This window comes from Bradyrhizobium sp. SZCCHNS3016, assembly GCF_032484535.1.
Classification (GTDB): domain Bacteria; phylum Pseudomonadota; class Alphaproteobacteria; order Rhizobiales; family Xanthobacteraceae; genus Bradyrhizobium.
On record NZ_JAUETE010000005.1, the window covers coordinates 98,608 to 123,995 of the forward strand.

Annotated in this window: 26 protein-coding genes; 12 read left to right on the forward strand and 14 right to left on the reverse strand. The window is 65.6% G+C overall.

Annotated elements, in window-relative coordinates:
- Window positions 1–139: 139 nt before the first annotated feature.
- The 3 genes from QW881_RS12295 to QW881_RS12305 all read right to left on the reverse strand — a co-directional run bounded on the left by QW881_RS12295 (window position 140) and on the right by QW881_RS12305 (window position 2,521).
- On the reverse strand, window positions 140–811 hold the full coding sequence (locus QW881_RS12295) for a transposase (RefSeq protein WP_315759015.1): 672 nt from the start codon (window positions 809–811) through the stop codon (window positions 140–142).
- A 46-nt stretch (window positions 812–857) separates the two neighbouring features.
- Window positions 858–1,292: a hypothetical protein gene (locus QW881_RS12300; protein WP_315759016.1), complete on the reverse strand. Its 435-nt coding sequence runs from the start codon at window positions 1,290–1,292 to the stop codon at window positions 858–860.
- Between the two features lie 77 nt (window positions 1,293–1,369).
- Window positions 1,370–2,521: an HlyD family type I secretion periplasmic adaptor subunit gene (locus tag QW881_RS12305; protein ID WP_315759017.1), complete on the reverse strand. Its 1,152-nt coding sequence runs from the start codon at window positions 2,519–2,521 to the stop codon at window positions 1,370–1,372.
- A gap of 917 nt (window positions 2,522–3,438) precedes the next feature.
- On the opposite strand from QW881_RS12305, the gene murI reads away from it, so the two are divergent.
- The 6 genes from murI to QW881_RS12335 all read left to right on the forward strand — a co-directional run bounded on the left by murI (window position 3,439) and on the right by QW881_RS12335 (window position 8,874).
- Window positions 3,439–4,236 (forward strand): glutamate racemase, encoded by a 798-nt coding sequence (gene murI, locus QW881_RS12310; protein WP_315759018.1) that lies wholly within the window; start codon window positions 3,439–3,441, stop codon window positions 4,234–4,236.
- Between the two features lie 12 nt (window positions 4,237–4,248).
- Window positions 4,249–5,022: an HpcH/HpaI aldolase family protein gene (locus tag QW881_RS12315; RefSeq protein WP_315759019.1), complete on the forward strand. Its 774-nt coding sequence runs from the start codon at window positions 4,249–4,251 to the stop codon at window positions 5,020–5,022.
- Between the two features lie 293 nt (window positions 5,023–5,315).
- Window positions 5,316–6,140: an acyltransferase gene (locus tag QW881_RS12320; protein ID WP_315759020.1), complete on the forward strand. Its 825-nt coding sequence runs from the start codon at window positions 5,316–5,318 to the stop codon at window positions 6,138–6,140.
- Between the two features lie 213 nt (window positions 6,141–6,353).
- On the forward strand, window positions 6,354–6,971 hold the full coding sequence (gene rpsD / locus QW881_RS12325; protein WP_011925811.1) for a 30S ribosomal protein S4: 618 nt from the start codon (window positions 6,354–6,356) through the stop codon (window positions 6,969–6,971).
- Between the two features lie 204 nt (window positions 6,972–7,175).
- Window positions 7,176–7,730, forward strand: coding sequence for a hypothetical protein (locus QW881_RS12330; protein WP_315759021.1), 555 nt, complete (start codon window positions 7,176–7,178; stop codon window positions 7,728–7,730).
- A 76-nt stretch (window positions 7,731–7,806) separates the two neighbouring features.
- The gene (locus tag QW881_RS12335) at window positions 7,807–8,874 is read left to right on the forward strand and encodes a threonine aldolase family protein (protein WP_315759022.1); all 1,068 of its coding nucleotides are present in this window, start codon (window positions 7,807–7,809) and stop codon (window positions 8,872–8,874) included.
- Between the two features lie 3 nt (window positions 8,875–8,877).
- On the opposite strand, the gene QW881_RS12340 is transcribed toward QW881_RS12335, so the two are convergent.
- Both QW881_RS12340 and grxD read right to left on the reverse strand, forming a co-directional pair.
- A complete protein-coding gene (locus QW881_RS12340) occupies window positions 8,878–10,098 on the reverse strand; it encodes a serine hydrolase domain-containing protein (protein ID WP_315759056.1) in 1,221 nt (406 codons plus the stop codon).
- Between the two features lie 114 nt (window positions 10,099–10,212).
- Entirely contained in the window at window positions 10,213–10,551 is a 339-nt protein-coding gene (gene grxD / locus QW881_RS12345) for a Grx4 family monothiol glutaredoxin (protein ID WP_006609190.1), read from the reverse strand.
- Between the two features lie 306 nt (window positions 10,552–10,857).
- Between grxD and egtB the strand changes: the two genes are divergently transcribed.
- Window positions 10,858–12,108, forward strand: a complete 1,251-nt coding sequence (gene egtB, locus QW881_RS12350; RefSeq protein WP_315759023.1) for an ergothioneine biosynthesis protein EgtB — start codon at window positions 10,858–10,860, stop codon at window positions 12,106–12,108.
- A gap of 54 nt (window positions 12,109–12,162) precedes the next feature.
- Window positions 12,163–13,134 (forward strand): L-histidine N(alpha)-methyltransferase, encoded by a 972-nt coding sequence (gene egtD / locus QW881_RS12355; RefSeq protein ID WP_315759024.1) that lies wholly within the window; start codon window positions 12,163–12,165, stop codon window positions 13,132–13,134.
- On the opposite strand, the gene QW881_RS12360 is transcribed toward egtD, so the two are convergent.
- Window positions 13,110–14,312: a low temperature requirement protein A gene (locus tag QW881_RS12360; protein ID WP_315759025.1), complete on the reverse strand. Its 1,203-nt coding sequence runs from the start codon at window positions 14,310–14,312 to the stop codon at window positions 13,110–13,112. The two genes, egtD and QW881_RS12360, sit on opposite strands and share 25 nt — an antisense overlap.
- A gap of 38 nt (window positions 14,313–14,350) precedes the next feature.
- The gene (locus tag QW881_RS12365; RefSeq protein ID WP_315737357.1) at window positions 14,351–14,590 is read right to left on the reverse strand and encodes a BolA family transcriptional regulator; all 240 of its coding nucleotides are present in this window, start codon (window positions 14,588–14,590) and stop codon (window positions 14,351–14,353) included.
- A gap of 251 nt (window positions 14,591–14,841) precedes the next feature.
- On the opposite strand from QW881_RS12365, the gene QW881_RS12370 reads away from it, so the two are divergent.
- A complete protein-coding gene (locus QW881_RS12370) occupies window positions 14,842–15,207 on the forward strand; it encodes a DUF427 domain-containing protein (RefSeq protein WP_315759026.1) in 366 nt (121 codons plus the stop codon).
- A gap of 81 nt (window positions 15,208–15,288) precedes the next feature.
- Here QW881_RS12370 and QW881_RS12375 read toward each other — a convergent pair whose 3' ends face one another.
- Window positions 15,289–15,462: a DUF1328 domain-containing protein gene (locus QW881_RS12375; protein ID WP_009031962.1), complete on the reverse strand. Its 174-nt coding sequence runs from the start codon at window positions 15,460–15,462 to the stop codon at window positions 15,289–15,291.
- Between the two features lie 427 nt (window positions 15,463–15,889).
- On the opposite strand from QW881_RS12375, the gene QW881_RS12380 reads away from it, so the two are divergent.
- Window positions 15,890–17,086, forward strand: a complete 1,197-nt coding sequence (locus QW881_RS12380) for an acyltransferase (protein ID WP_315759027.1) — start codon at window positions 15,890–15,892, stop codon at window positions 17,084–17,086.
- 298 nt (window positions 17,087–17,384) lie between these two features.
- On the opposite strand, the gene purL is transcribed toward QW881_RS12380, so the two are convergent.
- Entirely contained in the window at window positions 17,385–19,592 is a 2,208-nt protein-coding gene (gene purL / locus QW881_RS12385; protein WP_315759028.1) for a phosphoribosylformylglycinamidine synthase subunit PurL, read from the reverse strand.
- Between the two features lie 196 nt (window positions 19,593–19,788).
- Here purL and QW881_RS12390 point away from each other — a divergent pair, with 196 nt between their 5' ends.
- Window positions 19,789–20,271 (forward strand): PaaI family thioesterase, encoded by a 483-nt coding sequence (locus QW881_RS12390; RefSeq protein ID WP_315759029.1) that lies wholly within the window; start codon window positions 19,789–19,791, stop codon window positions 20,269–20,271.
- Window positions 20,272–20,370: 99 nt separating this feature from the next.
- Here QW881_RS12390 and QW881_RS12395 read toward each other — a convergent pair whose 3' ends face one another.
- The 5 genes from QW881_RS12395 to purC form a co-directional block, all read right to left on the reverse strand.
- Window positions 20,371–21,108: a tetratricopeptide repeat protein gene (locus QW881_RS12395; RefSeq protein ID WP_315759030.1), complete on the reverse strand. Its 738-nt coding sequence runs from the start codon at window positions 21,106–21,108 to the stop codon at window positions 20,371–20,373.
- 240 nt (window positions 21,109–21,348) lie between these two features.
- Window positions 21,349–22,677, reverse strand: a complete 1,329-nt coding sequence (locus QW881_RS12400) for a DUF1236 domain-containing protein (RefSeq protein WP_316158404.1) — start codon at window positions 22,675–22,677, stop codon at window positions 21,349–21,351.
- A gap of 114 nt (window positions 22,678–22,791) precedes the next feature.
- Window positions 22,792–23,493, reverse strand: a complete 702-nt coding sequence (purQ, locus tag QW881_RS12405) for a phosphoribosylformylglycinamidine synthase subunit PurQ (protein WP_315737352.1) — start codon at window positions 23,491–23,493, stop codon at window positions 22,792–22,794.
- A 188-nt stretch (window positions 23,494–23,681) separates the two neighbouring features.
- On the reverse strand, window positions 23,682–23,924 hold the full coding sequence (gene purS / locus QW881_RS12410; protein ID WP_315759032.1) for a phosphoribosylformylglycinamidine synthase subunit PurS: 243 nt from the start codon (window positions 23,922–23,924) through the stop codon (window positions 23,682–23,684).
- Between the two features lie 13 nt (window positions 23,925–23,937).
- A complete protein-coding gene (purC, locus tag QW881_RS12415; RefSeq protein WP_208866972.1) occupies window positions 23,938–24,705 on the reverse strand; it encodes a phosphoribosylaminoimidazolesuccinocarboxamide synthase in 768 nt (255 codons plus the stop codon).
- A 310-nt stretch (window positions 24,706–25,015) separates the two neighbouring features.
- On the opposite strand from purC, the gene QW881_RS12420 reads away from it, so the two are divergent.
- Complete coding sequence (locus tag QW881_RS12420; protein WP_315776525.1) at window positions 25,016–25,339, forward strand: DUF1476 domain-containing protein; 324 nt, start codon at window positions 25,016–25,018, stop codon at window positions 25,337–25,339.
- The last annotated feature ends 49 nt before the right edge of the window (window positions 25,340–25,388 follow it).

Below are 25,388 nucleotides of genomic sequence, written 5' to 3' on the forward strand. Positions count from 1 at the left end.
TTGGAGAGTTCTGCCGGATGATCCCGAAAATAGGCGATGCTTTCGGACCACCAGAAAATCCGAAATTTCGTCTTCCGTTTACGGACAATTACGGTGACAGTGCACATAACTGCGCAAGCCTCGTTTCAGCGTCCCCCGCTCAATCCTCCGCTGCCGGCTTCGGCCCACGTTTGGCCGGCTTGAGCACGCGCCCGGTCATTTTCTCGATGCGGGTGAGGAAGCGGTCGCTGCCGATCGGCCGGCCGACGCTCTCGGCGGCGCGTAGACGCGCGAACAGAGCCTCCTCGTCCTCCGGCGCGCGGGTCAGGAGTCCGGCGATGTCCGGGAACATCGCCTTCACGGGTTCGCGCGCGGTCAGGCCGTCGTCGCGCCCGCGCAGATGCGCGCGCGTGCTCGACCAGACCCAGTCCTGGGCGCGAGTCACCAGCCGCGCCCGCACCGGATTGAGACTGACGTAGCGCAGCGCCGCCGCCAGATGCGCCTCGTCCATCGCCACCGCGCCGAACCGCCCCTGCCAGAAATGCCCGCTGCGCTTGCGGCGCGCCTGGATGACGCCGGCATAGATGCGATGCACCCGCGACAGCGCCCGGCGCAGACCGTCGGCATCCGACGGCACCAGGATCAGATGCACGTGGTTCGGCATCAGGCACCATGCCCACACCGTGACGTCGGCCGCCGCGCAATGCGTCGCCAGCAGGTCGCGGTAGAGCGCGTAGTCGTCGTCGCCGAAGAATGTCCGCGCGCGGCCATTGCCGCGCTGGGTGACGTGGTGCGGCAGACCAGGGATGACGACACGGGCAAGGCGGGCCATGCAGCATCATGCGCCGCTCGGCGGCGGATGTCAATTTAGTGTACTGTCACCGTAATTTCAGGGCGTCGTGATCAATCACACCGGCAACGTAACCGTGTCCGACGCCAATTCGGGTACAGGTGCTGATGGATGTAACGACCTTCACTGCGTCACGATCGAGTGTTCCTTTGACAACCCTTTCGACCCGAGCATTCATCACAGCCAGCCGGCCGTATTTTTGAGAGCTGATATCGGCCTCTATGCCGACGATCGTCACCTCTAAGATGACGGGCGCATCGACCTGCGTAGGTATATGGTCAAAGAGCACTCCCGTTTGCGCGCCGGCCACCGCGCAAGCTGCTGCCTGATCGAACGAAGCAAAATAAAGAGTGGCACAAAGAGCGCAAATCCTCAACGTCATCCAACTGACAGCGCGACCTACCCGGCTAATTTTCGGCGCTCGCCTCTCGAACGTGCGCCGCTCACCATTTGCAACGTTCATGCAAGGCAAGCTCATAAGCTTCCGCTTTCCCTGATCGATCTGGGCAACCAGTCTTGCCTTTAACTCGCAGCTCATCCCTATCGCTCCCTCAAGCTCTCCTGCTTATACCGTAGCAGCGGCGACATCACATACTCGATGATCCGTCTCGTACCCGTCTTGATCTCCACCGTCACCGCCATCCCCGGCGCCAGCGCCACCATCTCGTCCTCGACCTGCATCTGTTTCTCGTCGAGCGACACCCGCGCCGAGTAGATGAACTCCTGCCCGGCAGGCTCGCTGGTCTCGGCGAGGGCGCCGGCAGTCTTGCCGCCGTTCTGCTTGTCCGCCGGCTTCTCGCGGACGATCGAGTCCTGCGACACACTCAGCACCTTACCGTGGACGAGGCCGTAGCGGGTGAAGTTGAAGGTGTCGATCTTGATCTCGGCTGGCTGGCCGACATTGACGAAGCCGATGTCGCGGTTGGTGATCATGGCTTCCGCCTCGAGCTGGCTGTCGGCAGGGACGATGAGCATCAGTTGTTGCGCTGGTGTGACGACGCCGCCGACGGTGTGCAGCGCGAGCTGCTGCACGGTGCCGTCGATCGGGGCGCGCAGCACCTGCTCGGCGATCTTGCGCTCGGCCTTGACGAGGTCCTGGGTCAGCTCCTCGGCCTTCTTCTCGGCGTCGGTGAGATCCGACAGCACCTGGCGCTCGAAGCCGGTGCGGGTCTGCGCCAGCTGCTGCTCCAGCGACAGGCGCGCGGCCTCGATCTCGACTAGGCGCCGGGTCTGCACGATGCGCTCGTTCTGCTGGTCGATCAGCCGCGACTGCGCGTCGCTGAAGGCGATCTGGTTGTCGTACTGGATCTCCCTGGCGTTGCGGCGGATGTCGGCGGTCTCCTGCAGGAACGGCAGGGTGGCGTCGATCTTGACGGTCGTGGCCTCGACCGACTGCGCCTCGGCGCGCTTCTGCGCGATCTGCTGCTGGTTCGATGCGACCTTCGACAGCTGCTCGGCGGCCTGCGCCTGCAGGGCGCCGAGGGTGCGCGCGACGTCGGTGGGCGCGGCGCCTTCGGGCAGGCTGTGCGGAAGTAGCGCCGTGAGATCGGCAAAGCTGTCTCGCAGCACGCTCAACCTGGCCACGTCGAGCCGCGCCTGCATCAGGCCCTGCGCGACGCGGCGGCGCTCGGCCTCGGTGACGGTGCGGTCGTGCTCGACCTCTGGAATCGTCGACCGGCGCTGCAATCGCACTGAAATCGGCAGCCTCCCTCGTCCATTTCGCCAGCAAATACGCCCGGACACCGGGAGGCAAGGCGCGATCACCGTCTTCCAAGATCAGGTTTTCCAAATCGTTACAGGCAGATGGATGGTCCAGCCGAACGCACGAAAGTTTTTCTTCCGTTTTTCAGAACTTTATGCTATCCTCCGTCCATCCCGCCTCACTTGAGGGGCGCATCGCGATCGTCACGAGCGTTGGTGCGGGATGCGGTGGGCGTGTCGGGTTGCAGCGTGAGCGATCATGCCGACGAACGATCCGATGCGCACGGCGAAATCGTGTGGTCCTGGCATCCCGGTGCTGATGCCAAGTGCGTTGCGCAAGTTCGACGAGCGCGCGGGCGACGGGGGCAAGAAAGCCGATCCCCGGGGAGAGCACGTATAAGCCGTTCCAACCATTGCGCGGGGAAGGCCGGGATGATCCGGCCCGTACCTGTGGTTCCTGCCGCCTGCATTTTTTTCGCAGGCGGGCCATGGGTGCGACCGGCACCCGGCCTTCCCCGCACCCTCATTCTCGAGAGGGCGATCAGACGAGCAACACTCGGACGCGGAAGCGGGCGCGAGGATGAGATGCTGTGCCCTACAAGCTCCACTGTCGTCCCGGGCAAGCTGCGGCAACGCGTCAGCGTTGGCGCGGCGCCGACCCGGGACCCATACTCCGCAGCGGTCGTGTGACGCACGCTGGAGCGTCCAGCTCGCACGCCCAACCCCGCCGGTGGTTATGGATCCCGGCGTTCGCCGGGATGACACCGAGATTTCGGCAGGCACCGTGACACCCATGCGCGTTTTGAACCTTCGCCCCCGCTGCCCGAACACACCCAGGCGCCTCACTCCCGCCAAATCCCGCAGAAAAACCGACTGAATCACCGTCTCCGATCCGGTAGACTCGCCACGTGACCCACCGCCCTACGATTCTCGTCTTCGACTCAGGCCTCGGCGGCCTGTCCGTGCTGCGCGAGGTGGTGCGCGCCCGGCCGGACGCGCATTACGTCTATGTCGCCGACGACGCCTTCTTCCCCTACGGCCATCACAGCGAGCAGGCCCTGATCGCCCGCGTGGTGCCGCTGATGGGCGAGCTGATCGCCGCGCACGAGCCGGACCTCGTCGTGATCGCCTGCAACACCGCCTCGGTGCAGACGCTGGCGCCGCTGCGGGCCGCCTACCCAACGCCCTTCGTCGGCACCGTGCCGGCAATCAAGCCGGCCTGCGCGCAGTCGCAGACCAGGCGCGTCTCGGTGCTCGGCACCAGGGCCACGGTGGCGCGCGAATACACCCACGCGCTGATCCGCGACTTCGCGCAAGGCTGCACCGTCACCCTGGTCGGCTCGCCGGAACTCGCGTCATTGGCGGAGGCCGCGCTCAGCGGAACCCAGGTCAGCGACGCGGCCATTGCCGCCGAGATCGCGCCTTGCTTCGTGGGCGAGGCCGCCGATCCGGCAGGCCGTACCGACACGGTCGTGCTCGCCTGCACGCATTATCCGCTGCTGCTCGACCGGCTCGAATGCCTGGCGCCCTGGCCGGTCACCTGGATCGATCCGGCACCGGCCATCGCGCGCCGCGTCGCCGACCTGCTGGGTCCGCCGGCCAGCGGCCCCGACGATGGCGGCGCCACCATGATCTTCACCTCGAACAAGCCACATCAGCTCGGCCGCGCGCTCACGCCCTATTTTGGCGGCCGCGTCCCGGCCTGACGGAGACCGCCGATGTCTGCAGCGCCCAAACCGCTCAACCGCCTCAAGCAGGCCTGGCGCGACAGGCAGCCGACGTTCGGCGCCATTGCCACCATCCCGAGCATCCAGACCGTGCGTATCATGGCGCAGTCGCTCGACTGGATCATCGTCGACCTCGAGCATGGGCCGATCGATCTCTCGACGGCGCATGCGATGATCACGGCCACCGCAGGCACGCCCTGCGTGCCGCTGGTGCGCATCGCCGCCAACGAGCCGCATCTCGCCAAGGCGCCAATGGATCTCGGCGCTCTCGGCATCAACTTCCCGATGATCTCGAGCCGCGCGGACGCCGAGAAAGCCGTGCGCAGCGTGCGCTACCCGCCCCACGGCGACCGTCTGTGGGGTCCGTTCCATGCGCCATTCCGCTGGAACGTGTCGATGGCCGAGTACATGGCGACCGCCGACGACGATATGGTCTGCATGGTGACGATCGAGCACGTCGAGGCGGTCGAGCGCATCGACGAGATCATGGCCACCCCCGGCATCGACATTGCCGTGATCGGTCCCGGCGACTTGGCGACCTCGATCAACAAGCGCGGCCAGCTCGATGACCCCGAAGTGAAATCCCTGATCGCCCGCGCCGAGGCCGGCATCCTCAGATCGGGCGTGCCGATCGGCGGCGCCGCGCGCTCGGCTGAGCAGGCCAATGCAATGATTGAGCGCGGCTACCTGGCGCTGGCGCTCGGCTTCGACTGGTCCTTGTTCCAGCGCGGCATTGCCGCGAGCTTCGAGGGGGTCAAGCGCTAGAGTCGGCGGCCGGCTTGGGCCGGTCCTTCACGTTCCAAACAAAGAACAAGAGTTGGGGGGAACACCATGATGAAAAAGACCATTTTCGGCCTGTCGCCGGCCCTGCCCGGGCTCGGGGTGGTCGACAAGACCAAGCCGCTCGCCTCGCCGGCGCCCTGACGCTCAAACGAGGCGTTTGCTGCACGGCGCCCCGGTGCTAACAGAGGCCCGCCACCGGCCCAGGCCGGGAGCCACCAAGCAACGGCCACGCGAGACGGCCAAGACAGAAACCAGCGGGAGCGATCGATCTCACGATGCGCGGAACAACCAAGCCGATCTCGCTGCACCGCCGTCTGATCATCGATCTGATGCATGCCTCGCGTGACGTGCCGTTCGTGTCGCTGGCGCGCACGATCCATATCGGCCCGCTGCTCGAGGCCCGCGCCGCGGCCGTCCGCCCGCCCGGTTTCGCCGCGATCTTCGTCAAGGCGTTCGCCCTGGTCGCCCGCGACGAGCCGGTGCTGCGCACGCTCTACGTCAAATGGCCCTGGCCCTGCTTCTACGAGCTGCCGCGCAGCGTCGCCACCGTCACCATCGCCCGGGTCGAGCATGGTGAGGATTGCGTGCTGCCGCAGCGCATCTCCGGGCCGGAGACCATGACCCTGGCCGAGATCGATGCCGTGATCCGGCAGGGCAAGGAGGCGCCGGTCGAGGACGTCGCCATGTTCCGCAAGATCATGCGGGCGACCCGGCTGCCGTTGCCGCTGCGCCGGTTCGCCTGGTGGGTCGGGCTCAGCTTCGGCCGGCAGCGGGCCAACTGGTTCGGCAATTTCTCCGTGACCAGCGTCGCCGCCTGCGGTGGCGGCCAGCTGCTGGCCCTGAGCCCGGGACCGTTCATCGTCAATTACGACGTCATCCAGCCCGACCATACCCTGGCCATCCTGATCCGCTGGGACCACCGGGTCACCGACGGCGCCATGATGGCCAGGACCGCAATCCGGCTCGAGCAGGTGCTGAACGGGGAGATCGCGGCCGAGCTGAAGGCCGGAACCCCGTGCGGCCGTGGGCCGGCGGAGGCCGTACCCGGATTCCTGGCTGCGCGGCAGAAAATTACCGTTGCTGGAGAGCCGCAGCGGTGATTCGCTGGCAAAAGCGCCGGTTGCGGTTTGACAAGTCGGCAGGTTCTCCCGTAGAACCCGCCTGCTCGCGGGCCGGTTTCGGCCCGCGTTGCGTTTCGCGACCCGTGGCCTTCATCCCTTCATGCTTTGGGGATGGGCCTGTCGGTGGACCGGGCTTCCGGACACACAGGAGGGCGCGTTTCCTCAAACCCTAACTTGATCGAAGAGGACGCGATGACTAAGCGCAGTGAGGCGAAGTACAAGATCGATCGCCGCATGGGCCAGAACATCTGGGGTCGCCCGAAGAGCCCCGTCAACCGCCGCGAATACGGCCCCGGCCAGCACGGCCAGCGCCGCAAGGGCAAGCTCTCGGACTTCGGCGTGCAGCTGCGCGCCAAGCAGAAGCTGAAGGGCTATTACGCCAACATCTCCGAGCGCCAGTTCCACGGCATCTATGTCGAGGCCGGCCGTCTCAAGGGCGACACCGGCGAGAACCTGATCGGCATCCTGGAGCGCCGGCTCGACACCGTCGTTTTCCGCGCCAAGTTCGTCTCGACCATGTTCGCCGCGCGCCAGTTCATCAACCACGGCCACATCAAGGTGAACGGCCGCAAGGTCAACATCGCGAGCTACCAGGTCAAGCCGGGCGACGTGATCGAGGTCAAGGAAGCCTCGAAGCAGCTCGCCGTGGTGCTGGAAGCGACCCAGCTCGCCGAGCGTGACGTGCCCGACTACATCGAGGCCGATCACTCCAAGATGACCGCGAAGTTCATCCGCATCCCCGCGCTGTCGGACGTGCCGTTCGCGGTGCAGATGGAGCCGCATCTGATCGTCGAGTTCTACTCGCGCTGATCTTGACCGGACCGCGGTCCGGTCCCATCTGATAATCCGAAGGCCCTGGCACGCGCCGGGGCCTTTCTTTTTTGGGCTTCTTTTCGGATGGGACGAACCGATTCCCGAATGCCACACCTGCCACGAAATCGCCCCAAGCTGGGCTGACAGCGAATCCGTCCCGTGATTCACTGTCTGCAGTTGTAAAGTAGCGGGGCGTTCGCCATGGAGTTCAACAGGCGCAATATCATCTTCGGTGCGTTGCCGACCGATGCGGTCGGTGCTCCGCCTCTGCCGCCGTTGCGGGCGCCGCCCCTCAGCGCTTCACCGTTACGCGCACGGCCCTCGGGGATCCGTTACCGATTCAATGACGGCCTCTACCCTTCGACGGTCTTCGACATTCTCGAACGCTCCTGCTGGCACGTCCAGTCCGATGCGACAGCCCATGTGATCCGCCATCTCGGCACCGGGCTCACCTTTGCCGACGCGCAGCTTCGCTATGATCCGTTCGCGCTCGAGCTTCTCCACTGTTTCGACGATTCCCGCGAGCTCGCCGACGAATGGCACACCATGCTGGTCGGCTGGGCCGCGGTGAACATGGGCTGGAATATCAAGCGGCAACGCCCGGGCGCCGCGCTGCTTCTTTCACCGTCGCGGCAGAGCCCGCTCGAACCCTGGGTGTTCGATTGCACCGAGGCGCCGCCGCTGGTGGCCGAGCCGATCGAGACCCGGCCGTTGCGGCGGCCGGACATCTGGCTCAACCCGCCGCGCGCGGCGTAGTCGAGGAGGCGCGTTTTGCGGGGGCGATGCGAGTTGGGTAAGGTCGGGGTCGTGATAAGCCGAACGAGGACTGCCGATGTATTACACCCCGCCCCCGCGCGATCCCAAGGCGCCGCCCGTGCGCGTCAATCTGTTGTCGGACACGCAGACCCGCCCGACAGCCGCGATGCGCGAGGCCATCGCGCGCGCCGAGGTCGGCGACGAGCAGATCGGCGACGATCCGACCGTGCATGAATTGTGCGGCCGCGTCGCCGCGCTGCTCGGCAAGGAGGCCGCGGTGCTGATGCCGTCGGGCACGATGTGCAACGTCGCTGCGACCCTGGTGCATTGCCGGCCGGGCGACGAGATCCTCGCGCATGAGACCGCGCACATCATCTCGCGCGAGGGCGGCGCGCATGCCGCGCTCGGCGGTTTCCAGGTGACGCAGTTGAAGGGGCCCGACGGCCAGTTCACGCCGGAGACACTCCGCGCCGCGCTGCATCCGCGCTCGCGCTACCAGCCGCCGCAGACCGTCGTCAGCGTCGAGCAGACCGCCAATATCGGCGGCGGCACGATCTGGAAGAAGGCTGATCTCGACGAGATCGTCGAGATCGCCAAGGCGAACGGCATGGCGACGCACATGGACGGCGCGCGGCTGCTCAACGCGACGGTTGCCACCGGCATTCCGGCCGCCGAGATGACGGCGGGCTGGGATTCGGCCTGGATCGATTTCTCCAAGGGGCTGGGCGCGCCGATCGGCGGCGTCCTCGCCGGCAGCGCCGCCTTCATCGACGAGGTGTGGCGCTGGAAGCAGCGGCTCGGCGGGTCGATGCGCCAGGCCGGAATCGTCGCGGCAGCCTGCATCTACGCGCTCGATCACCATGTCGACCGGCTCGCCGAGGACCATGCCAATGCACGGGCGCTGGCGCGCGGGCTGTCGCAGATCCAGGGCGTCGAGGTCCAGGAGCCAGAGACCAATCTCGTGTTCTTCAAGCCTGATGGCGCCGGCGTGCCCGGCGACAAGATGGTGGCCGAGCTGCGCAAGCGCGGCGTGCTGCTCGCGATGATGGACGGCCGCATCCGCGCCTGCACCCATCTCGATGTGACCGCAGCCATGATCGAGGAGACCATCGGCCATGTCCGGGAGATCGTGCGCGGAGCATGAGGATCATGGTGCGAGCGTCGCATAGACCAGCCGCCGCACATCGCTCGCGATGCGGCCGCGCTGCGAGGGCGCCTGCATCATGACGATGACGAACAGGTCGTCGGCGGGATCGATGAAGAAGAACGTCCCGCCGACGCCGTCCCAGCCATATTCGCCTGATGGCACCGGAGGCGTCTCCGTGATGCGCACGGAGAAACCCAAGCCGAAGCCGCTGTCGGCGCCAGGAAAATAGAGGTCGTCACGACGAATCCCCGCCCCAACGACATGATCCCGCGTCATGACCGCGACGGTCTCAGGCTTGAGATAATGACGGCCGTCAAGCTCACCGCCGTTCAGCAGCATCTGAGCGAACCGCGCGTAGTCGGAGATCGTGCTGATCATCCCCGCCCCGCCCGACTCCCAGCGTCTGGGCCGAATGGGATCGTCGATGCCGGCGATCGGACGATCGAACCAGTCGCGCGGCGCCGGTTCGGCGACGCGGCTACGCTGGCTCGGGTCGGCGAGGAAGAACGCCGTCTCGCGCATGCCGAGCGGCCCGAGCAGCCGCTCCTGCTCGAACTCATAGAGCGAGCGGCCGGAGACGATTTCGATCACCCGCCCGAGCACGTCGGTCGAGTGGCCGTAGTCCCACGCCGTGCCAGGCTGCTCGGCCAGCGGCAGCCTGGCGAGGCGCTCGACGAAGGTGGCGTTATCGATGTCGCCGTCAAACAGAGGCGCCTTCGCATAGAGCCGGCGCACGGCCGTCTCGCCATAAAAGCCGTAGGTGATGCCGGAGGTATGGCGCAGCAGATCGCGGATGGTGATCGGGCGCGCCACCGGAGCAGCGCCGACCCTCACGTCAGCGAAGGCGGGAATGTAGCTCGCCAGCGCATCATCGAGCTTCAGCCTGCCGTCATCGACCAGCATCATCGCCGCCACCGACGTGATCGGTTTCGACATCGAGTAGATGCGGAAGATCGCATCCTCCGTCATCGGCGCGCGCGTCGCGGGATCGCGAACACCGAAACTCTGCAGCAGGACAGGGCTGTCGTGCTGCCGAATCAGCACGACCGCGCCCGGAATGTTGCCGGCGGAGACTTCGTCGCGGAAATAGGTCGGGACCGCCTCGAGGCGCCGCCGGTCGAGATCGCGCGGCGACTGTGCGCCTGCGCGGGCAAGGCACAGCAGCATGGGCGCCGCGAAGAATGCGCCGAGCAACGCGCGTCGCGAGACGAGGCCGTCCATGACGCCAGCCCCGCCCGTCAGTCTGACTCTCGACATCGCACGCTGCCGCGCCGTGCCATCAACGCGGCGCCGACAATCCCGTCAGCGCTGCGCTGGGGGATGTCCGCGGATAGCTCAGGCCGAGGCCGCCGTGCCGACCGGGATGCCCTTGTCGGTGAACAGCTGCTGCAGTTCGCCGCTCTGGAACATCTCGCGGACGATATCGCAGCCGCCGACGAACTCGCCCTTCACATAGAGCTGCGGAATCGTCGGCCAGTTCGAGAACGTCTTGATGCCGTTGCGCAGCTCGGCAGATTCGAGAACGTTGAGGCCCTTATAGCCGACGCCGACGTGGTCCAGGATCTGCACGACCTGGCCGGAAAATCCGCACTGCGGAAACTGCGGTGTCCCCTTCATGAACAGGACGACGTCGTTCGACTTCACTTCGTTGTCAATGAATTGCTCAATGCTCATCTTCGCTTCCTCTAGGGCGCCTCAAGGAACGCCTGGGGCTCGGTGCCGCGCGGGTCGCCGCCGGACGGATTTCGTCCAGAGCCGACCATCACTGTCTTATATGTAGCGCAAACCGTTGTTCAGCCAAAGTAAAATGCCGAGGATCAGTCCGCAACACAGTCACCCGGCCGGACCATAGGCTGATGGCAGCAATATTATAGCCGCCACGAGGGTTTCATCCCGTAACCAAGCCCCTATCTAGGACGAACCGCCCAAAAGGAACTTGTTCCGTCGAACATCGTTTTCTCCCGGCAAACGGAGACCCTCGTGACCAGTTCAGCGTCCGCCCCGGCCCCGCATCAGATCACCGCTGCGCAAACCCCTGGGCCGGGTCGCCTGGCCGGCAGTCTGATCGAGGCGTATCTCGCGGTCCGAAACGAGACCGAAGCCCGGGCGGCCCCGCTGAGCCCGGAAGATCAGGTCATCCAGTCGATGCCGGACGCCAGTCCGGCCAAATGGCATCGCGCCCATACCACTTGGTTCTTCGAGCAATTTGTGCTCGGCGCGCACTGCCGAGGATATGCCCCTTTTCACCCCGATTATGCCTTCCTGTTCAACTCCTATTACGTCAGTGCGGGCCCGCGCCACACGCGGGGCGAGCGGGGCCTGATCACCCGCCCGGGGGTGGCCGAGATCACGGCGTACCGCCGGCATGTCGACGCGGCCATGGTCGACTTCCTGGGCCAAGCCGATGCCGCGACCTTGGCAGCCGTGGCGCCGCTCGTGGAGGTCGGCCTCAATCACGAGCAGCAGCACCAAGAGCTGATGCTGACCGACATCCTGCATGCGTTCGCGCAGAATCCGACGGCGCCGGCCTACGATCCATCGTGGACATTTCCGTCCCCAACGGACCGAGGCAAGGATTGGGTCCACCTCCCCGAAGGCATCCACACCGTCGGGCACGCCGGCGATGGTTACCATTTCGACAATGAGGGGCCGGCGCATCGGGCGCTCGTCGGGCCGGTCGGGATCGCGCGCAATCTCGTCACCAATGCCGAGTGGCTCGCCTTCATGGATGACGGCGGCTACCGGACCGCCACGCTCTGGCTCATGGACGGCTTCGCTGCCGCCAGCCGCGAGGGCTGGCAGGCTCCCGGTCATTGGTACAAGGTCGAGGGCGAGTGGCGCATCATGACGCTGGGCGGATTGACGACCGTCGATCCTGACGCAGCCGTCTGCCACGTCAGCTACTACGAGGCTGATGCGTTCGCGCGCTGGCGCGGCAAGCACCTACCGACCGAGATGGAATGGGAGGTCGCCGTGCGTGGCAACCAGCTCAACGATGCCTTCGGCACCGTGTGGCAATGGACCCGCAGCGCCTACAGCCCCTATCCCGGCTATCGTGCCATCGAAGGCGCGCTCGGCGAGTACAACGGCAAATTCATGGTCAATCAGCTGGTGCTGCGCGGCTCATCGCTCGCGACGCCGGCAGGCCACAGCCGCGTCACCTATCGCAACTTCTTCTATCCGCATCATCGCTGGCAATTCACCGGGCTCCGGCTCGCCGACTACGCCTGATCAACCCACATTCGCTTCCCGACAGTCGCGCCCGTGCGCGTCCAGGAGAGTATCATGAACGTGCACGTCAACACGTTGTCCAACGCTCACCTTCCCGACGCCGAGACGTCGGCATTCGCGCGCGATGCGGTCGCAGGCCTCGCGCAGCAGCCCAAGCAGCTGTCGCCGAAGTATTTCTATGACGCGGCGGGATCGGATCTGTTCGAGCAGATCACGCGGCTGCCGGAGTACTATCCGACCCGCACCGAGCTCGGCATTCTCAGGGATCGCGGCGCCGAGATCGCTGCGATCATTCCCGATGAGGCGGCCTTGGTCGAGTTCGGCGCTGGCGCCACCACCAAGGTGCGGCTGCTGCTGGAAAGCTGCCGCTTCGCGGCCTACGTGCCGGTCGACATCTCCGGCGAGTTCCTGACCGCACAGGCCGACAGCCTGCGCCGCGACTTCCCGCAGCTCGCCGTGCACCCGGTCGTCGCCGACTTCACGACGGCGTTCAAACTACCCGAGGCCATCGAAGGCAAGCCGAAGGTCGGCTTCTTTCCGGGATCGACGATCGGCAATTTCGAGCCGCACGAGGCCTGCCGCTTCCTGCGCTCGGCGCGCGAGATCCTGGGCGTCGGCGCGCTGATGATCGTCGGTGTCGACCTGGAGAAGGACGAGCGCGTCCTGCATGCCGCCTACAACGACGCGGCCGGCGTGACCGCGCGCTTCAATCTCAATCTGCTGTTGCGGATGAACCGGGAGCTCGGCGGCAATTTCGACCTGTCCGCCTTCGTCCACCGGGCGATCTACAATCGCGAGCAGCACCGCATCGAGATGCATCTGGTGGCGCGGAAGCCGCAGACTGTACGGCTGCTCGGCACCACCCTCTCGTTCCGCGCCGGTGAGAGCATCCACACCGAGAACAGCTACAAATACAGCATCGAGCGCTTCGGCGCGCTGGCCCGTGGGTCTGGCTGGAAAGTCCGGACCGTGTGGACGGATGCCGAGAAGATGTTCTCGGTTCAGGCGCTCGTCGCCGAGGCGTGAGGCTCTGGCTTCGATCGCAGCGACAGCGTCTCCCACAAGGCGACGATTGCCAGCAACGCGCTCGTCAGCGCCGAAAGCACGAGAGGCGACAGTTCGGTCGCGAACCAGCCGAGCCCAATCAGCGCCAGCAGTCCAGCGCCGTGCGACAACTGCAGGAAACCGCGGATGTTGAACTTGAAGAGGATGGTCCCGAGCAGAAACACGAACGGACCGCCGATCGTTGTCGCCGCCGTATTCAGGTCGGCATGCCCGAGCGGGTGCTTCAGGACGATCTCGTCCGACACGGCCGACACGATGATGCCGGCGACGATCGGCATGTGCAAGTAGGTGTAAGCCGAGCGCGCCATCAGCCCGGATTGCGCCGACTGCGAAATCACCTCCGATCCCGCCTCGGCGCCGCGGTTGAAATACACCGCCCACATCGCCACCGTGCCGATGAAGGCGCTGGCGAAGGCGGCAATGTTGGCTCCGGTCCAGTCGAGCTCGGCAAAGGTCGCGCCGGTGACGACGATGGATTCGCCGAGCGCGATGATGATGAACAGCGCACAGCGCTCCGCCATGTGGCCGCCTTCGACCATCCAGTCCTCCACGGTGGATGCACCCAGCCAGGGGATCCAGAAGCGGACGGCCGGCGAAACATATTCCAAGGTGAGCGCCGCCCCCCACAGCCCCATCCGCGCCGGGCCCTCGGCAAGGCCGCCGAGCAGCCAGAGCACGGCGGAGGCACTGAGCCAGGAGAGGATGCGGGCGGCGTTGCGGCGGACGGCAGATCGCTGCGGCGGCGTCGCGGTCAACCAGAACGCGGTCCGGCCGACCTGCATGGCGGCGTAGGCCATCGCGAACCACAGGCCGCGGTCGTCGAACGCCCGCGGGATCGACATCGACAGCACGAGGCCCGCCAGCATCAGCGCGAACAAGAGACCTCGGACCAGCGCCTTCTCGGGATCGAGCCAGTTGGTGACCCAGGCGGTGTAGACCCACACCCACCAGACCGCAAGAAACAGGACAGCCGTCTGGGCGGCGCCGAGCGGCGAGAAATGGCCGATCAGATAGTGCGAGATCTGCGTCACCGCGTAGACGAAGACGAGATCGAAGAACAGCTCGACGAACGTGACCCGGCTATGCCGGTTCGGCTCGATGACGCGAAACAGCGCACCACGCGGATCGTCCACCGCCATCTCCCCCGGATGCGTGCTGCGCGATCTGCAATGAACGGTCAGCGCTGCTCAGGCACGCCGGTCTGCAGCGCCAGAGCGTGCAGCACGTCACCCATCTGGCCGCGCAGCGATTGATAGACGAGCTGATGCTGCTGCACGCGGGATTTGCCGCGGAACGATTCCGAGATCACCGTCGCGGCGTAATGGTCGCCGTCGCCGGCGAGATCGCGAATCGTCACCTGGGCGTCAGGGATGGCAGACTTGATCATCTGCTCGATATCGTGGGCATCCATGGGCATCCCGGTGCATCTCCTTATGTCGGGCAGGCGCCGCATCCCGTGGACGATGTAGCCCGCAGGGCCCGCGGCTTGGCTGCACTCCCATCAGTGGCCCGCCGAGCACGGCGAATCAAGGCATTCTCGCGGGACCGTGATGGTGAAATCTAGCGCGAACCGCTTTCGAGGTCACGCGCGGAACCACTATATTCCGGGATCAAACGAGATACGTCGGACCGGGTGACGCACCCAAAAGGCTGAATCGTGAGGGCGACATGAAGCTTCCAGGACCGGATCACCCGATCACCATCACCCCCAATCCGAAACGTGTGCGGGTGATCGCCGACGGCGCCGTGATTGCCGACACCACCCGCGCGTTGACGCTGAAGGAAGCGAGCTACCCCGCGGTTCAATACGTGGCGCGGGCCGACGCCGACATGGCGGCCCTGCAGAAGACCGATCGTGTCACCCATTGTCCGTACAAGGGGGATGCGAGCTATTTCAGCGTCGTCGCCAACGGCAAGACATTGGACAATGCGATCTGGAGCTACGAGGCGCCCTTCCCGGCGATGACCGAGATCTCGGGCCACCTGGCGTTCTATCCGGACAAGGTGCGGATCGAGGAGGTCGCAGTTGATTGAACTGCGGTGACAGCCCGCCGCGCGGCCGGCGCGAGACCATACCGGCGCGGCGGTCGTTTCGGTCACTGACCTGATGGCGTGCTACACTCTGAAAATCGTAAGCCCCAGAATCAGGAGCACGAGGAAGATCACCAGGAAGATGTAGAACAGGATCCGCGCAATGTCGGCGGAAGCTGCCGAAATGCCGGTGAAGCCGAGAATACCGGCCACCACCGAGATCACGAAGAACAGCAACGCCCATTTGAGAAGTGTCACGGTATGGTCCTCCGGTTCTGCGCCGTGCCGGCGCGGCGCCTCACTAACGATGCCGCGGGGAACCGGTTCCTTCGGCCATCGATCCCGTTGCCGAAGAAATGCGCAACCCACGGCAGTCCCGCCCGTAACTTCGTAGGTCGTCGGTTCGTAAGGATATCGGGAGCGGAAATCGGCAGAGGGTGTGAGAAACCGGCTTGCGGACCGCGGCACTTGCTGATTTGCAGCACCAACGACAACATCTGGTGGTCCGGCGCCGTCATTCGCTCGCTTGCGGGCGTCTCCAGCGAATGACGGTGCCAGACAGTCACACGATCTCATTGAATCATTCCGGCTCGCGCAGCCTTGGACGGCGTTTGCGTGACGCCCCGCGGGGATGCGAACGTCACATCCGCTGCACGGGCCGGGCAGCAGCGACGCTGGGGGGCATATGGTCATATCGGTTACACAATCGGCGGCGGCCGCAAAGGTCGAGCTTCAGGCCCGCCCGCGCGCCCGGGCGCGCAACGCCGCGCTCGATCACGCCCGGACATTCCTGACGCTGGTGGTGCTGCTCCACCACGCCGTGATTCCCTATACCTATTTCGGGCACACCGATCCGACGTCCTTCCTCGGCTTCGATGCCATCGTGCTGGCCACCGACAGCTTCTTCATGGCCATGTTCTTCTTCCTGTCGGGCCTGTTCGTGTGGTCGGGCCTTGCTCACAAGTCGACGCTGCAATTCCTGCGCGACCGGCTGTTGCGTCTTGGCCTGCCCTTCGCCATCGCGGCCCTGACCGTCATTCCGTTTGCCTATTACGCGATCGAGCTGCGCGCCAATCCCGAAGCCAGCTTCGCTGCCTTCTGGTGGAAGACGGTCACGGTCGGTCCATGGCCGAGCGGGCCGATCTGGTTCATCTGGGTGCTGCTGGCGTTCGACACCTCGGCGGCCCTGCTGTACCGCGTCTCGCCGCGCCTGCTGGATCCGATCAACCGGCTGTCGCAGCGCGCCTTCGAGAATCCGGGCGACTTCTTCTTCGTCTTCCTGCTGATCACTGGCGTGCTCTACATCCCGTCCCGGCTCTATTTCGGCCCGACCTTCTGGTTCGAGGCCGGACCGCTCTCGGTGCAGGCCAGCCGCGTCTTGCTCTACGCCGCCTATTTCTACGTGGGGGCTGGTATCGGCTCGGCCAATTTCGAACGCGGCCTGCTGGCCGCAGAAGGGCAGATGTCGCAGCGCGGACTCGGGGCCTGGATCGTGGTCACGCTCGTGCCCTATGCGCTGCTCTGGGTGCTGATCACGATCAAGCGCCAGGTGCTGGGCAATCCGCCCGTGTTGCCGCAGTGGTACGAGGCGGCCTACGGCTTCTTGTTCGCCATCTTCAGCGCCGCGATCCTGTTCGCGATCCTGTCCTACTTCCTCAACAACCGCCGCTCGGAATTCTCCGTGCTCGATCGCATGCAGGCCGATGCCTATGGCATGTTCCTGGTGCACTATCCGATCGTGCTGTGGATCCAGTACTGGCTGTTCGACTTCGGCCTGCCGGCCATCGCCAAGGCGGCGATCGCCTTCGTCGCCACCGTGCTCCTGAGCTGGGGTGCAACGTGGGTGCTGCGGCAGATTCCGGGCGCGAAGAACGTGTTGTAAGGACGATCCTGTCTCCTCCGTCATTGCGAGCAGCGAAGCGACGAAGCAATCCAGACTGCATCCGCCGATGGAATCCTGGATTGCTTCGCTCGCAATGACGCCGGGCAAGGCTGCGGCGCTCACGGCAAACTCCCCCGTCGTCCCTGCGAAAGCAGGGACCCATAACCACAGGGCGTCGTTGTTGAAAGAGCTCAACGACCAGCGTGCGTGACAACCGCGGCCGCGGAGTCTGGGTCCCGGATCGGCGCCACGACGGCGCCTTGCGCCGTCGTGGCTTGTCCGGGACGACAGGGGTGAGTTAGGCGGCCCCGCCCATGTAGCCGGGCAGCCAGCTCTCGAAGCGGGTCTTGAGCGCAGTGACCTCGACCGACGCCTCGCCAGCGATGGCAAGCGCTGTGCCGCCGGTGGTGCCGATGCGCGTGCACGACACGCCGGCGCCGCGCATCTTGGCGAGCACGCGGCCAGCCTCGGTCTCCGGCACCGTCACGAGATAGCGCGCCTGGTCCTCGCCGAACCAATACGCATGCGGCACGATCGACGCAGGCGCGGCCAGCAGCCGCGCGCCGATCCCGGAGGCCATCGCCATCTCGGCGAGCCCCACCAGCAGGCCGCCGTCGGAGAGATCGTGTGCGGCCGTCGCTGTGCCCGCATGGATCATGCCGCGGACGACATCGCCGATGCGCTTCTCGGCGGCGAGATCGACCGGCGGCGGGGCGCCCTCCTCGCGGCCGCAGACGTCGCGAAGGTAGACCGACTGGCCGAGCCAGCCATGGGTCTCGCCGATCAACAGGATCGCCTCGCCCTCGGCCTTGAACGCGATGCTCGCCGATTTGGTGAAATCATCGAGCAGGCCGACGCCGCCGATCGAGGGCGTCGGCAGGATCGCGCGGCCATTGGTCTCGTTGTAGAGCGAGACGTTTCCGGAGACGACGGGGAAGTCCAGCGCGCGGCAGGCTTCCGAAATGCCTTTCAGGCAGCCGACGAACTGCCCCATGATCTCGGGCCGCTCCGGGTTGCCGAAATTGAGATTGTCGGTGATGGCGAGCGGCCGGCCGCCGACCGCGGTGATGTTGCGCCAGGCCTCCGCGACGGCCTGCTTGCCACCCTCGAACGGGTCGGCCTCGCAATAGCGCGGCGTGACGTCGACGGTGAGCGCGAGCCCCTTCGGGCCATCCTGCACGCGCACCACGGCAGCATCGCCGCCGGGGCGCTGCACGGTGTTGCCGAGGATCACATGGTCGTACTGCTCCCAGATCCAGCGCTTGGAGCACAGATCGGGCGTTGCGACGAGCTTCTCCAACGCCGGGATGATGTCCATCGGCGACTTGACCTCGCGGGCGTGGATCACCGGCAGCGCCGATGAGGCCACATGCGGACGGTCGTACAGCGGCGCCTCGTCACCGAGCTCCTTGATCGGCAGGTCGGCCATGACGTCGCCGCCATGCTTCACCACGAACCGCTTGCTCGGCGTGGTGTAGCCGACCACCGCGAAATCGAGCCCCCATTTGCGGAAGATCGCCTCGGCCTCCTTCTCCTTCTCCGGCTTCAGCACCATGAGCATGCGCTCCTGGCTCTCGGAGAGCATCATCTCGTAGGCGCTCATGCCGATCTCACGGGTCGGCACGGCATCGAGATCGAGATCGACGCCGAGGTCGCCCTTGGCGCCCATCTCGACCGCCGAGCAGGTCAGGCCGGCCGCACCCATGTCCTGGATCGCGATCACGCAGTCCGCGGCCATGATCTCCAGGCACGCCTCCAGCAGCAGCTTCTCGGCGAAGGGATCGCCGACCTGCACCGTCGGGCGCTTCTCCTCCGAGGAATCGTCGAACTCGGCCGAGGCCATCGAGGCGCCATGAATGCCGTCGCGGCCGGTCTTGGAGCCGAGATAGACGATCGGCATGTTCACGCCGGAGGCCGCCGCATAGAAGATCTTGTCGGCGTCGGCGAGGCCGACCGCCATGGCGTTGACCAGGATGTTGCCGTCATAGCGGGTGTGGAAGCGGGTCTGACCGCCGACCGTCGGAACGCCGAAGGAATTGCCATAGCCGCCGATGCCGGCGACGACGCCGGACACCAGGTGGCGGGTCTTGGGATGCTCCGGCGCGCCGAACGACAGCGCGTTCAGGCAGGCGATCGGGCGTGCGCCCATGGTGAACACGTCGCGCAGGATGCCGCCGACGCCGGTGGTCGCACCCTGGTACGGCTCGATGTAGCTCGGGTGGTTGTGGCTCTCCATCTTGAACACGACCGCCTGGCCGTCGCCGATGTCGATCACGCCGGCGTTCTCGCCGGGGCCCTGTATCACCCAGGGCGCCTTGGTCGGCAGTCCCCGCAGATGGATGCGGGACGACTTGTATGAGCAATGCTCGTTCCACATCGCCGAGAAGATGCCGAGCTCGGTAAAGGTCGGCACCCGCCCGATCAGCTTCAGGATGCGCTCATATTCATCGGGCTTCAGCCCGTGGGCGGCGACGAGCTCGGGGGTGATCTGCGGTTCATTGCGCATGGAGAAATGCCTTTGCCCGTGGGCCGCTGGTCCCTTGAAGCCTGCTTCATAGAAAGATCGCCAGGGCGGGAAAAGGCCTTTTACGGCCCTATTCCGCCCTGTCCAGAGCTTTGGCCCGGACCGCCAGAAGGGATATTTGCAGATTGGCGACCAATCGGATTTAAGACGGTAAATCAACAGTTAAAGGCCCTGACACGTGCACGACCTGTCCCGTTCCGCCTTCGAGAACCGTCCTGGCATCCACATCGCGACCGACGGCGAATTCGCCGGTTGGCGGACCTGGATGCGCGACAGCTACGAATCCCACACCGGGCCATTCTGGCACCGGATGGAGGACGATGGCTCGATCCGCTGCGCCTTCCGGGTCGAGAAGAAGCACCTCAACGGCGGCGGCAACGTCCATGGCGGCTGCCTGATGACCTTCGCCGACTACTGCCTGTTCGCCTTCGCCGCGCCGATCATGCAGGGCCCGGGTGTCACGGTCTCGTTCTCGAGCGAATTCCTCGACGCGGCGCGCGAGGGTGAGTTGATCGAGGCCACCGGCGAGGTCACCCGCGCCGGCGCCTCGCTGATCTTCCTGCGCGGCATGCTGCATTCCGGCCCGAGGCCGCTGTTCTCGTTCTCTGGGACCATCAAGCGGGTCAAGCGGCGGACGCCGGAGGCGGCGAACTCGCCGTAGCGGATGATGTCGTAGCCCGGATGAGCGCAACGATATCCGGGGTCTCACGCGCGCTGTCCGTGAACCCGGATATCGCTGTGCTCACCCGGGCTTCCGGCGTCACCCCGCGAGCTGCTTCTCGGCGAGGGCGATCCACTCGGCCTGCGCCTTGCGCACATGTCGTGGCGCGCGCTTCATCTGGATCAGCAGCTCGGTGAACACGACCTTGGCCTCATCGATCCGGCCGACCAGCTTGAGCAGCGTGCCGTAGCGGACCTTCGCCTCGCTGCCCGGCGCATAGTCCAGCAGCGCCTGGTACTCCTCGATTGCCTCGTCGGTGCGGCCGGCTTCCTGCAAAGCCCGCGCATAGAGCAGATGCGCCTCGGCCGAATTGTAGTCCGGCCAGGCCTTCTGCAGCTCGTCGAGCGTCGCCAGCGCATCCGTGGGGCGGCGGCGCGCGAACTGCGCCTTGGCCTTGCCGAGCGCGAACAGCGGCTCGTGGCCCATCGGCAGGCTCAGGATATGATCGTAATGCTGCTCGGCCTCGTCATAGCGACCGACGGCGACGCATTCCTCGGCCAGCGCCGCGCGGTTGGCGATCGTGTCCGTGATCGCGACACGATCGGACAACTCGCGGTAGTACTTCTCCGGGTCGAGCTTGTTGGCGACGCGCTTGCGCGCCTTCTGGACGTCGTGGCTGCCGAGCCATTCGGGCACCAGCTCGACGACGATGTAGGCGAGCGCGCCGATCATCGGCACCATCAGGATGATGAAGGCCCATGGCTGCAGGCGTCCCGTGCGCGAGGCGTGATAGATCAGCGAGATGTCGAGCAGCAGAACGACGAGTGCGATTGGCACGGCAGACCCCCAACTTGCGCCGGAACTTTACACGCCGACGTTGATAGCGTGGCCTGCCGCGGGCGACAATCCCACGGCAGCGCAGGCCGAAGTGACGCTGCCGGTTTGACGCATCCGGGCAACGGCCGGTTCAACCGGCGGATCGCGATCATGTTCAATCTCCGGACGGCCGCCGGCGCCACGCAAAAAGGGCGGAAGCGCATCGCGCTCCCGCCCTCGACCCCCGAACGATCGCAGAGTTTATTGCTGCTGATCGATCACCTGCACCACCTTCTGGTCGCGCGGATCGATCAGAATGACCTGATCGCCGATCGCCAGATACTGGAAGTTGGCGAGCTCCGGATTGCTGCGGGCGAGTTCATCAGGGACGCGGCGCAGGCTCAGGCAGCTCGACCCGGACGAGGATGACGACGACGTCGTCGAACCCACCGTGCCGGTCTCGGTCGTGGCGCGGCGCAGGATCTGGCGCTGATCGTCCGACAGCACGATGCGGGTCGAGCTCACGCCATAGCCGCCGCGATCATAGCCGCGTTCGGCGCGCACGCCGTTTTGCGGGATCACGTCGACGATCTCGCGGCTGCGCGGATCGATGATGGCGATCTCGTCATGCACGACCGTGTACTCGTAGCCGCGATATTGCGGAACGATGGTGACGATCTCCGACGGCAGCGGACGCGGCCGCACGCGCTCCGGCAGGCGCTCGCCGACATTGATGCGGATGTCGATATCGGTGCGGGCACGGTCGAAGTCGTGATCACGCTTGAGCTGGTCGACCACGCGGGTCTTCTGCTGCTCGTTGACCGAAACCTGCGTACTGGAGCGGGTGCTGTTGGTCTGGCTCTGGTTGCTGGCCTGCCCGGTCGCATCCGGCTTGCCCGCGGTGGCGCCGGCCGGACCGGTCTGCTGGTTCTGCTGCGCGGTCGTGCTCTTGCTGTCCGTTGCGCCCGGCTGATTGGCCTGCCTGCTGCGGTCGGTCTGCTTGTCGGCCGCCTGGTCCGACGTGCCGGCCTTGCGCTCGTCCTGGCTCTGCCGGCTCTTGTCGCTGCCGCTGCGATCGGCCTCGCGGTCGGTTGCACCCGACTTGCTCTCGGCCGCGCGATCCTCGCCGTTGCGCGGTTCGTCGGCGCGTCCCTGCTGTTGCTTCGACTCGGCCTTGCCCTTGCTGTCAGACTGCTTGCTGTCAGCCTGGGACTTGGTCTCGGCGCTGTCCTTGGCATCGTGGTCGCGCTGCGCCGAGGCCGGCCCGCGCTCCGCCTTGCTGTCAGCGCCCTGCTTGGTCTCATGCGCCGAGCGCTCCGAGGCTCGCTCCTGCGCCTGCTCGCGCCCGCTCGAGGACGAGGGCTCGCTGCGCCGCAGATCCTGCGCGCTCTGCTTCGCATCGGACCCGGCGCGTTCCGCCGCGGCAGCGCCGCCGCCCTTCGACTCCGCGCCCGGACGGGCCGCCTCGCGCGGCGAGGCCGCGGCCGGGCCACCCTCGTGCTTCATTTCCGATTGCGCTGACGCGGCATTCGCACCCGCGCCGATCGCGAGAATGATGGCGGCAGTTCCCAGCCAATGTTTCGTCGTCATATAAGAACCTCCTTGGTTCATGCCCCATGGAATCGGGCGGACAACGCAAACAGCCGCCCGGTGTTGCCGGGCGGCGCGAGAAAAAAGCTACGGAACGATTTCGATGAACGGCCTTCAGGCCGCGCGATCGAGATGGGCGACGAGGCCGGCAAACAGGCCGCGACCGTCGGTGCAGCCCATGATGTCCTCGACGTGATTCTCGGGATGCGGCATCATGCCGAGCACATTCCCGTTCTCGTTGACGATGCCGGCGATGGAATGCGCAGCACCGTTGATGTTGCTGATGTCGCCGACCTCGCCATCGGCCGAGCAGTAGCGATAGAGCACGCGGCCATCGCCATTGAGGCGCTTCAGGGTCTCCTCGTCGGCTGCATAGTTGCCCTCGCCATGGGCGACCGGCACGCGGATCACCTGGCCGGCATTGTAGCCGCGCGTGAACGGCGAGTCGGAGCGCTCGACCCGCAGATGCACGTCCTTGCAGATGAACTTCAGCTTGTCGTTGCGCATCAGCACGCCCGGCAGCAGGCCGGATTCGCACAGGATCTGGAAGCCGTTGCAGACGCCGAGGACGAGACCGCCTTTGGCGGCGTGGTCGCGCACCGCATCCATCACGGGTGCCCTGGCCGCGATCGCGCCACAGCGCAGATAGTCGCCATAGGAGAAGCCGCCGGGGACGACGACGAGATCGGTGCCCTTCGGCAGCGCCGTTTCGGCGTGCCACACCATCGCCGGCTCATGGCCGGAGATCATGCGCAGCGCGCGCGCCATGTCGCGCTCGCGGTTGATGCCGGGGAAGACGAGAACGGCGGATTTCATGATCTTACGTGCTTGCTCGAGGATCGCTCCCTCGCGGCCACGCGAGAGTGTTTGAGTCTGACGAGAGCTCCAAATTCAACGCTCGCACGCCGGCAAGGAGCTCATCGACCGAATGTTCGACAAGGACCAGATCACGCGAGATCTCCAGCAGTCGCTCGTAGATCTCGCGCTCGGTCACGACCATTGCCCTATCCCAGCAGCTCCACCCGGTAATTCTCGATCACCGTGTTGGCGAGCAGCTTGTCGGCGGCCGCCTTCAGGGCGGCCTCCGCCTTGGCCTTGTCGGCGCCTTCGAGCTCGATGTCGAACACCTTGCCCTGGCGCACGCTCGCGACGCCGTCGACGCCGAGCGATTTGAGGGCGCCCTCGATCGCCTTGCCCTGCGGATCGAGGATGCCGGATTTCAGCGTCACCGTGACACGCGCTTTCACGTCTTGTTCCCTTTTAGCTCTTGACGAGAACCGGACCGGAGCCCACCGGACGCTCGTTCTCCATCAGGATGCCGAGCCGCTTGGCGACCTCGGTATAGGCCTCCAGAAGGCCGCCAAGATCGCGGCGGAAGCGGTCCTTGTCGAGCTTCTCGTTCGACTTGATGTCCCACAGCCGGCAGGAATCGGGGGAAATCTCGTCGGCGACGATGATCCGCATCATCTCGTTCTCGAACAGCCGGCCGCACTCCATCTTGAAGTCGACGAGGCGGATGCCGATGCCGAGGAAGAGCCCGGTCAGGAAGTCGTTGACGCGGATGGCGAGCGCCATGATGTCATCGATCTCCTGGGGGGTCGCCCAGCCGAACGCGGTGATGTGCTCCTCCGACACCATGGGGTCGTTGAGCTGATCGTTCTTGTAATAGAATTCGATGATCGAACGCGGCAGCTGGGTGCCTTCCTCGATGCCGAGGCGCTGCGACAGCGAGCCCGCCGCCACATTTCGAACGACGACCTCGAGCGGCACGATCTCGACCTCGCGAATCAACTGCTCGCGCATGTTGAGCCGGCGGATGAAGTGAGTCGGTACCCCGATGTCGTTGAGGTGCTGAAACAGGTACTCCGAGATGCGGTTGTTGAGGACGCCCTTGCCTTCGATCACCTGGTGCTTCTTGGCATTGAAGGCGGTGGCGTCGTCCTTGAAGTGCTGGATCAGGGTGCCCGGCTCGGGGCCTTCATACAGGACCTTGGCCTTGCCTTCATAAATGCGACGCCGACGGCTCATTGGGATGTACCGTGTTTTGTTGAAATCCATGAAATGGTGGGCTCCGGATGACTTTGGACAGGACCACGACGGAGCTGCCGCGAGGGCCCGGACGGACGGAAACAGAACAAGAACCGGGCCTGTGGGAAACCTATCTCATTGGTGTCCCGAGCACAATCGATCCGGGCCTCGGGAGCGGAGTTTTACCGCCCTTCCCTGCGGCCTCGTACCCGTTGTATTGGCAAGATGTTCCAATTATTTAGGCGTGCGGCCACCGCCCCGCAACCGCCTGCGCGGTTAACCCTCTTCGGCAACACTGGAAGTTCCGACCATGACCACGTTCGACAAGCGCGAGGACGCCTTCGAGAAGCAATTCGCCCATGACGAGGAATTGAAGTTCAAGGCAGAAGCCCGCCGCAACAAGCTGCTCGGCCTGTGGGCAGCCGAAAAGCTCGGCAAGTCCGGCGCTGACGCCGACGCCTACGCCAAGGAGGTCGTCGCGGCCGATTTCGAGGAAGCGGGCGATGCCGACGTGCTGCGCAAGGTGCTGGGCGACCTCACCGCCAAGGGCGCGGCCGTCACCGAGGCGGACGTGCGCGCGAAGATGAGCGAGCTGCTGTCGACCGCCGTCGCCCAGGTCAAGGCGGGACAGTAAGAGGCGAATAGCGAATAGGGAGTGGCGAATAGGGATCTCCTGCCCCTAT

Coding starts and splice junctions, on each gene's coding strand:
- QW881_RS12295 (WP_315759015.1), bottom strand. CDS start 811: ATGGCCCGCCTTGCCCGTGTCGTCATCCCTGGTCTGCCGCACCACGTC.
- QW881_RS12300 (WP_315759016.1), bottom strand. CDS start 1,292: ATGAACGTTGCAAATGGTGAGCGGCGCACGTTCGAGAGGCGAGCGCCG.
- QW881_RS12315 (WP_315759019.1), top strand. CDS start 4,249: ATGTCTGCAGCGCCCAAACCGCTCAACCGCCTCAAGCAGGCCTGGCGC.
- QW881_RS12320 (WP_315759020.1), top strand. CDS start 5,316: ATGCGCGGAACAACCAAGCCGATCTCGCTGCACCGCCGTCTGATCATC.
- rpsD (WP_011925811.1), top strand. CDS start 6,354: ATGACTAAGCGCAGTGAGGCGAAGTACAAGATCGATCGCCGCATGGGC.
- QW881_RS12330 (WP_315759021.1), top strand. CDS start 7,176: ATGGAGTTCAACAGGCGCAATATCATCTTCGGTGCGTTGCCGACCGAT.
- QW881_RS12335 (WP_315759022.1), top strand. CDS start 7,807: ATGTATTACACCCCGCCCCCGCGCGATCCCAAGGCGCCGCCCGTGCGC.
- QW881_RS12340 (WP_315759056.1), bottom strand. CDS start 10,098: ATGGACGGCCTCGTCTCGCGACGCGCGTTGCTCGGCGCATTCTTCGCG.
- grxD (WP_006609190.1), bottom strand. CDS start 10,551: ATGAGCATTGAGCAATTCATTGACAACGAAGTGAAGTCGAACGACGTC.
- egtD (WP_315759024.1), top strand. CDS start 12,163: ATGAACGTGCACGTCAACACGTTGTCCAACGCTCACCTTCCCGACGCC.
- QW881_RS12360 (WP_315759025.1), bottom strand. CDS start 14,312: ATGGCGGTGGACGATCCGCGTGGTGCGCTGTTTCGCGTCATCGAGCCG.
- QW881_RS12365 (WP_315737357.1), bottom strand. CDS start 14,590: ATGCCCATGGATGCCCACGATATCGAGCAGATGATCAAGTCTGCCATC.
- QW881_RS12370 (WP_315759026.1), top strand. CDS start 14,842: ATGAAGCTTCCAGGACCGGATCACCCGATCACCATCACCCCCAATCCG.
- QW881_RS12380 (WP_315759027.1), top strand. CDS start 15,890: ATGGTCATATCGGTTACACAATCGGCGGCGGCCGCAAAGGTCGAGCTT.
- purL (WP_315759028.1), bottom strand. CDS start 19,592: ATGCGCAATGAACCGCAGATCACCCCCGAGCTCGTCGCCGCCCACGGG.
- QW881_RS12400 (WP_316158404.1), bottom strand. CDS start 22,677: ATGACGACGAAACATTGGCTGGGAACTGCCGCCATCATTCTCGCGATC.
- purQ (WP_315737352.1), bottom strand. CDS start 23,493: ATGAAATCCGCCGTTCTCGTCTTCCCCGGCATCAACCGCGAGCGCGAC.
- purC (WP_208866972.1), bottom strand. CDS start 24,705: ATGAGCCGTCGGCGTCGCATTTATGAAGGCAAGGCCAAGGTCCTGTAT.
- QW881_RS12420 (WP_315776525.1), top strand. CDS start 25,016: ATGACCACGTTCGACAAGCGCGAGGACGCCTTCGAGAAGCAATTCGCC.